Source organism: Pseudomonas sp. P4_C8, from assembly GCF_056401975.1.
Map to the genome: position 1 here is coordinate 1 of NZ_JBFUIH010000090.1, position 5,898 is coordinate 5,898.

Genomic DNA, 5,898 nt, shown 5'->3' on the forward strand with positions numbered 1-5,898 from the left:
CCGAGCTTGTAGCTTGTAGATCAGGCCGACAGTGGTAAGGATCGCCAGGCCCATGCCGAGCATGCCGAACAGGTTGCCGCGACGCGACGTGGTGGGGTGCGAGAGGCCCTTGAGCGCCTGGATGAAGCAGACCGAGGCGATCAAATACAGGGAAGTAACCAGGTTCATGCTCATGCTTGTTGCACCTCAGCCTTGACTGCTTCGGTCTTGGCTGCCGGAGCTTTGGCCGCTTTCTTCTTGAACATTTCCAGCATGCGCCGGGTCACCAGGAAGCCACCAAATACGTTGACCGCGGCCAGGGCCACGGCCAGGGTGCCCATGGTCTTGCCCAGCGGGGTCACGGTGAGGGCGGCGGCGAGCATGGCGCCGACGATCACGATGGCCGAGATGGCGTTAGTGACCGCCATCAGCGGTGTGTGCAGTGCAGGTGTCACGTTCCAGACCACGTGGTAGCCGACATAGATGGCCAGCACGAAGATGATCAGGTTGTAGATACCGTGAGAGATCAGCATGTCTTCCATTGTTTTTATCCTCAGCCGTTCTTGCGCACGATCTGGCCGTCGCGGCACATCAGGCACGCGGCGACGATATCGTCTTCAAGGTTGATCACCAGTTGTCCTTCTTTATCGAACAACAGTTTCATGAAGTCCAGCAGGTTGCGTGCGTACAGTGCCGAAGCGTCTGCCGCTACCGCGCCGGCCAGGTTGGTCGGGCCGCAAATGATCACGCCATTCTCGACTACCACTTGATCCGCCACGGTCAACGGGCAGTTGCCGCCCTGAGCTGCTGCGAGGTCGATGACYACCGAMCCCGGCTTCATCTGCGCCACGGTTTCCGCGCTTAGCAGCGTCGGTGCCTTGCGGCCCGGGATCAGTGCAGTAGTGATGACGATGTCAGCCTGCTTGGCGCGTTCGTGCACGGCCAGGGCCTGACGTTGCATCCAGCTGGCCGGCATTGGTCGCGCGTAACCGCCGACACCGACGGCACATTCGCGCTCTTCATCGGTCTCGTAAGGCACGTCGACGAACTTGGCGCCGAGGGATTCGATCTGCTCTTTTACTGCAGGACGCACATCGGACGCTTCGATCACTGCACCCAGACGTTTCGCCGTAGCAATGGCCTGCARCCCRGCCACACCGGCGCCGAGAATCAGCACGCGCGCCGCTTTCACGGTGCCCGCAGCRGTCATCAGCATCGGCATGAAGCGCGGATAGTGGTGAGCGGCCAGCAACACGGCTTTATARCCGGCGATGTTCGCCTGAGAGGACAGCACATCCAGGCTCTGYGCACGGGAGGTGCGAGGCGCGGCTTCCAGCGCGAACGCGGTAATGCCGCACTCGGCCAGTTTGGCGATGGTTTCRTTGCTGAACGGRTTGAGCATGCCCACCACAACGGTGCCGCTCTTTATCAGCGTCAGCTCGCTGTCGCTGGGGGCGACCACCTTGAGAATCAGCTCGGCACCAAACGCATCGTTGGCGCTGCCAATCGTTGCGCCTGCCGCTTCATARGCACTGTCGACAACRCTGGCATTAATGCCGGCGCCGCTTTGYACAGTGACCTTATGRCCCTGGCCGATCAGCTTCTTGATGGTTTCAGGGGTTGCAGCAACCCGTGTTTCACCCGTCTGGGTTTCGAGAGGAACACCAATGTGCACGTCAAATCTCCTGCGTGATCTTATTGAGTAAACCCAGGCACTTCGGATGGTGCGGCTGGGGCGGCCGATCAGCACGATCCCGCCAAATCTGGACGGGGCGCGGCATTTTGCAGGCGAATTTTGTGCCCTTCAAGGGATTATGACGGGTGACGGAAAATTAACTACAAGTCACCCCGTGACCGAATGTCGCAACTGACGGGGTCAATCCCTTGTAGGCCGTGACTTGTAAGGGGTTTTGTCGAAATTTGGTAATTTACATATCTTTACTGTGAATGAGGCATCATCGCCCGCCAATAGCGGCTCAAAGCCACGTCGTCAGGCGCTTGTGGGACGTTTGTGCCGCTTTTCAGTACAGTCTTTGGATATGCGACATATAGTTATATCTGTAGGGCTTTGTATTTGCTGACTACGGGGTCAGTTATTGGGCTAAAGCCTTTATCCTTCTAGGTTGTAGCTGTGTGCCTGATTGAGCAGCCAGTCACGAAATGCCTTTAAAGAGGCCGATTCCACCTTTCGCTCGGGAATCATCAGGTAATAAGCCTTGATGCTCGACAATGCTTGAGTGTTGGCAATCACCAGGCGCTTCTCCGCCAATTCACGCTGAATCAGGAACGGTGGAATCAGCGCGATGCCCATGTCGTGCATGGCCGCCTGGGCAAGCATGGAGAATAGCTCGTAGCGCGGTCCTGTCATGTCCCGAGGGATATTCAGGTTCCTGGAGTTGAACCACTGACGCCATGCATAAGGGCGGGTGGTCTGTTGCAGCAGTGGGAGTTCGGCAATCTCGCCGGGCGTCAGAGTGGTCTTTTTTCCCAATAGGTTCGGGCTGCACACCGGCATCGGATTTTCACCCATCAACCTGTGGGATTCGGTACCTGACCAGTCGGCATCGCCGAAATAGATCGCCGCATCGAAGTCGGTGTCGGCAAACAGAAAGGGTCGAGTACGGTTCGTAAGGTTGACCGTCACTTCCGGGTGCTTCTGCTGGAAGTCCTTGAGTCGCGGTAGCAGCCACTGAGTGCCAAAGGTCGGAACCACTGCCAGTTCGATCACGTTGGCGCCCTGTTGCCCCATCACTGACAGCGTGTCCCGCTCCACTGCGTCGAGCTGGGTGGCCACGCGGCGGCTGTAGGAAAGGCCGGCTTCCGTCAGCTTCACCCCACGCCGCGAGCGTCGGAAAAGTTCGACGCTGAGGAACTCCTCCAGGCTGGCGATCTGTCGGCAAATGGCGCCCTGAGTCAGCGAAAGCTCCAGGGCGGCTTTGGTAAAGCTTTCGTGGCGTGCGGCCGCTTCGAAGCTGATCAGGGCTGTAGTGCTGGGGATTTTCCTACGCATGTACGTCAACCTCACTAATGCATCGCATAAAAGCACTTTTGCGATGTTTCGGAGTGAGAAATTAGCACAACAGTATGCAAAATCCTCGTTTGCCGTAATGCGGAACCCGGCCTAGGATCAGTCCACGCAATTTGACCCCGATTCGAGAGGACACACTCATGGGCGGTAAAGCTAGCTTCAACTGGATCGATCCTCTGCTGCTGGATCAACAGCTCACTGAAGAAGAACGCATGATTCGCGACACTGCCGAGCAATTCGCTCAGCAGAAGCTCGCACCGCGCGTACTCGAAGCTTTCCGCCATGAGAAGACTGATCCAGCGATCTTCCGTGAAATGGGCGAAATCGGCCTGTTGGGCGCGACCATCCCTGAACAGTACGGTGGCAGCGGCCTCAACTACGTCAGCTACGGCCTGATTGCTCGTGAAGTCGAGCGTGTCGACTCCGGCTACCGCTCGATGATGAGTGTGCAGTCTTCGCTGGTGATGGTGCCGATCAATGAATTCGGCACTGAAGCCCAAAAGCAGAAGTACCTGCCGAAACTGGCCACCGGTGAGTGGATTGGTTGCTTCGGCCTGACAGAGCCTAACCACGGTTCCGACCCAGGCGCGATGATTACTCGTGCGCGCAAAGTGGAAGGCGGCTACAGCCTGACCGGCAACAAGATGTGGATCACCAACAGCCCGATTGCTGATGTGTTCGTGGTCTGGGGTAAAGATGACGCTGGCGACATCCGTGGTTTTGTTCTGGAGAAGGGCTGGAAAGGCCTGAGTACTCCGGCGATTCACGGCAAGGTTGGCTTGCGTGCATCCATCACAGGCGAAATCGTCATGGACAACGTGTTTGTCCCTGAAGAGAACATCTTTCCGGACGTCCGTGGTTTGAAAGGTCCTTTTACCTGCCTCAACTCGGCGCGTTATGGCATTTCCTGGGGCGCACTGGGCGCTGCCGAGTTCTGCTGGCACACCGCTCGCCAATACACCCTGGATCGTCAGCAATTCGGTCGTCCTTTGGCTGCCACTCAGCTGATCCAGAAGAAGCTCGCTGACATGCAGACCGAAATCACCATGGCGCTGCAAGGCTGCCTGCGTCTGGGTCGTATGAAAGACGAAGGCACTGCGGCGGTCGAGATCACTTCGATGATGAAGCGCAACTCTTGCGGCAAGTCCCTGGACATCGCTCGCATGGCGCGTGACATGCTGGGTGGAAACGGCATCTCCGATGAGTTCGGTGTCGCTCGCCATTTGGTTAACCTGGAAGTAGTGAATACCTATGAAGGTACGCATGACGTCCACGCACTGATTCTCGGTCGCGCGCAGACTGGCATCCAGGCGTTCTATTAATAGGAGAACGGCCATGGGCGCGCTTTCGCATCTGCGGGTACTGGATTTATCGCGGGTACTGGCCGGGCCTTGGGCCGGGCAGATCCTTGCAGACCTTGGCGCTGAGGTGATCAAGGTCGAGCGCCCGGGCAATGGCGATGACACGCGCGCCTGGGGGCCTCCTTTCCTTAAAGACGCCTATGGTGAAAACACCAGCGAGGCCGCTTATTACTTGTCGGCCAACCGCAACAAACAATCGGTCACCATCGACTTTACGCGTCCGGAAGGCCAGAAGTTGGTGCGGGATTTGGCGGCCAAGTCGGACATTCTGATCGAGAACTTCAAGGTCGGTGGGTTGGCGGCTTATGGGCTGGACTATGCGTCGCTCAAGGCAATTAATCCGAATCTGATTTATTGCTCGATTACCGGGTTTGGTCAGACTGGCCCTTACGCCAAGCGTGCGGGTTATGACTTCATGATCCAGGGGCTGGGTGGTCTGATGAGCCTGACGGGGCGACCCGAAGGGGCTGAGGGGGCCGGGCCGGTGAAAGTCGGTGTGGCGCTGACAGACATCTTGACCGGGCTTTACTCGACGGTAGCGATTCTGGCGGCGCTTGCGCATCGGGATCACGACGGTGGCGGCCAGCATATCGATATGGCATTGCTGGATGTCCAAGTCGCGTGCCTGGCCAACCAGGCGATGAACTACCTGACGACAGGCAATGCACCGAAGCGCTTGGGTAATGCCCATCCCAACATCGTGCCTTATCAGGACTTTCCTACAGCGGATGGCGACTTCATCCTCACCGTGGGTAACGATGGTCAATTCCGCAAGTTTGCCGAAGTGGCCGGGCAATCGCAGTGGGCGGATGACCCGCGCTTTGCGACAAACAAGATGCGAGTAGCGAATCGGGCGGTATTGATTCCGCTGATCCGTCAGGCGACGGTGTTCAAGACCACTGCTGAATGGGTGTTGCAGCTTGAGCAGGCTGGTGTGCCATGTGGTCCGATCAATGATCTGGCGCAGATGTTTGCTGATCCTCAGGTCAAGGCGCGTGGGTTGGCGATTGAAATGCCCCATGCGTTGGCAGGGATGGTGCCGCAGGTGGCGAGCCCTATCCGTTTGTCTGAGACACCGGTGGAATACCGCAATGCTCCTCCTTTGTTGGGTGAGCATACGCAGGAGGTTTTGCAGCGTGTGCTGGGGCTGGGAGCGGGTGCAGTGGCAGCTTTCAAAGAGGCTGGGGTGCTCTGAGGATTCCCTCTATATAGAGGGAGCTATATTGCTCCTGTATATAGAGAGGGATCGGGTGGTTTTCCGCCTTTTGGCAAGTTATTGATAGGTAACCCAAATCAGTGCTTGACGGCAGATTCTGGATGTCTATAATTCGCCCCACTTCCGGCGCAGTCGAAACGGAAAACTCCTTGGTAAACAAAGAGTTACGCAGTTTTCGGCAGCAAGCGGCTTCAGTTCATCGAAGCCCGAAAGGAGTTGAAAAAGAGGTGTTGACAGCAGCGTGTAACGCTGTAGAATTCGCCTCCCGCTGACGAGAGATCGAAAGCGCAAGTGGTTGAAGTTACAAAGGAAAC

The 5,898-nt window shown here is 57.3% G+C and carries 6 protein-coding genes; 2 read left to right on the forward strand and 4 right to left on the reverse strand.

Annotated elements, in window-relative coordinates:
* The 4 genes from AC1DWM_RS29770 to AC1DWM_RS29785 form a co-directional block, all read right to left on the reverse strand.
* On the reverse strand, positions 1-174 hold a 174-nt coding region (locus AC1DWM_RS29770; protein WP_477796848.1), incomplete at its 3' end, for an NAD(P)(+) transhydrogenase (Re/Si-specific) subunit beta.
* On the reverse strand, positions 171-521 hold the full coding sequence (locus AC1DWM_RS29775) for an NAD(P) transhydrogenase subunit alpha part 2 (protein ID WP_223521821.1): 351 nt from the start codon (positions 519-521) through the stop codon (positions 171-173). The genes AC1DWM_RS29775 and AC1DWM_RS29770, both read right to left, overlap by 4 nt.
* 11 nt (positions 522-532) lie before the next feature.
* The gene (locus tag AC1DWM_RS29780; protein ID WP_477796847.1) at positions 533-1,654 is read right to left on the reverse strand and encodes a Re/Si-specific NAD(P)(+) transhydrogenase subunit alpha; all 1,122 of its coding nucleotides are present in this window, start codon (positions 1,652-1,654) and stop codon (positions 533-535) included.
* Positions 1,655-2,089: 435 nt separating this feature from the next.
* Positions 2,090-2,989 (reverse strand): LysR family transcriptional regulator, encoded by a 900-nt coding sequence (locus tag AC1DWM_RS29785; RefSeq protein WP_223521798.1) that lies wholly within the window; start codon positions 2,987-2,989, stop codon positions 2,090-2,092.
* Between the two features lie 158 nt (positions 2,990-3,147).
* On the opposite strand from AC1DWM_RS29785, the gene AC1DWM_RS29790 reads away from it, so the two are divergent.
* Together AC1DWM_RS29790 and AC1DWM_RS29795 are read left to right on the forward strand one after the other, a co-directional pair.
* A complete protein-coding gene (locus AC1DWM_RS29790; protein WP_223521796.1) occupies positions 3,148-4,329 on the forward strand; it encodes an acyl-CoA dehydrogenase in 1,182 nt (393 codons plus the stop codon).
* Positions 4,330-4,342: 13 nt separating this feature from the next.
* Positions 4,343-5,563: a CaiB/BaiF CoA transferase family protein gene (locus AC1DWM_RS29795; protein WP_223521795.1), complete on the forward strand. Its 1,221-nt coding sequence runs from the start codon at positions 4,343-4,345 to the stop codon at positions 5,561-5,563.
* The last annotated feature ends 335 nt before the right edge of the window (positions 5,564-5,898 follow it).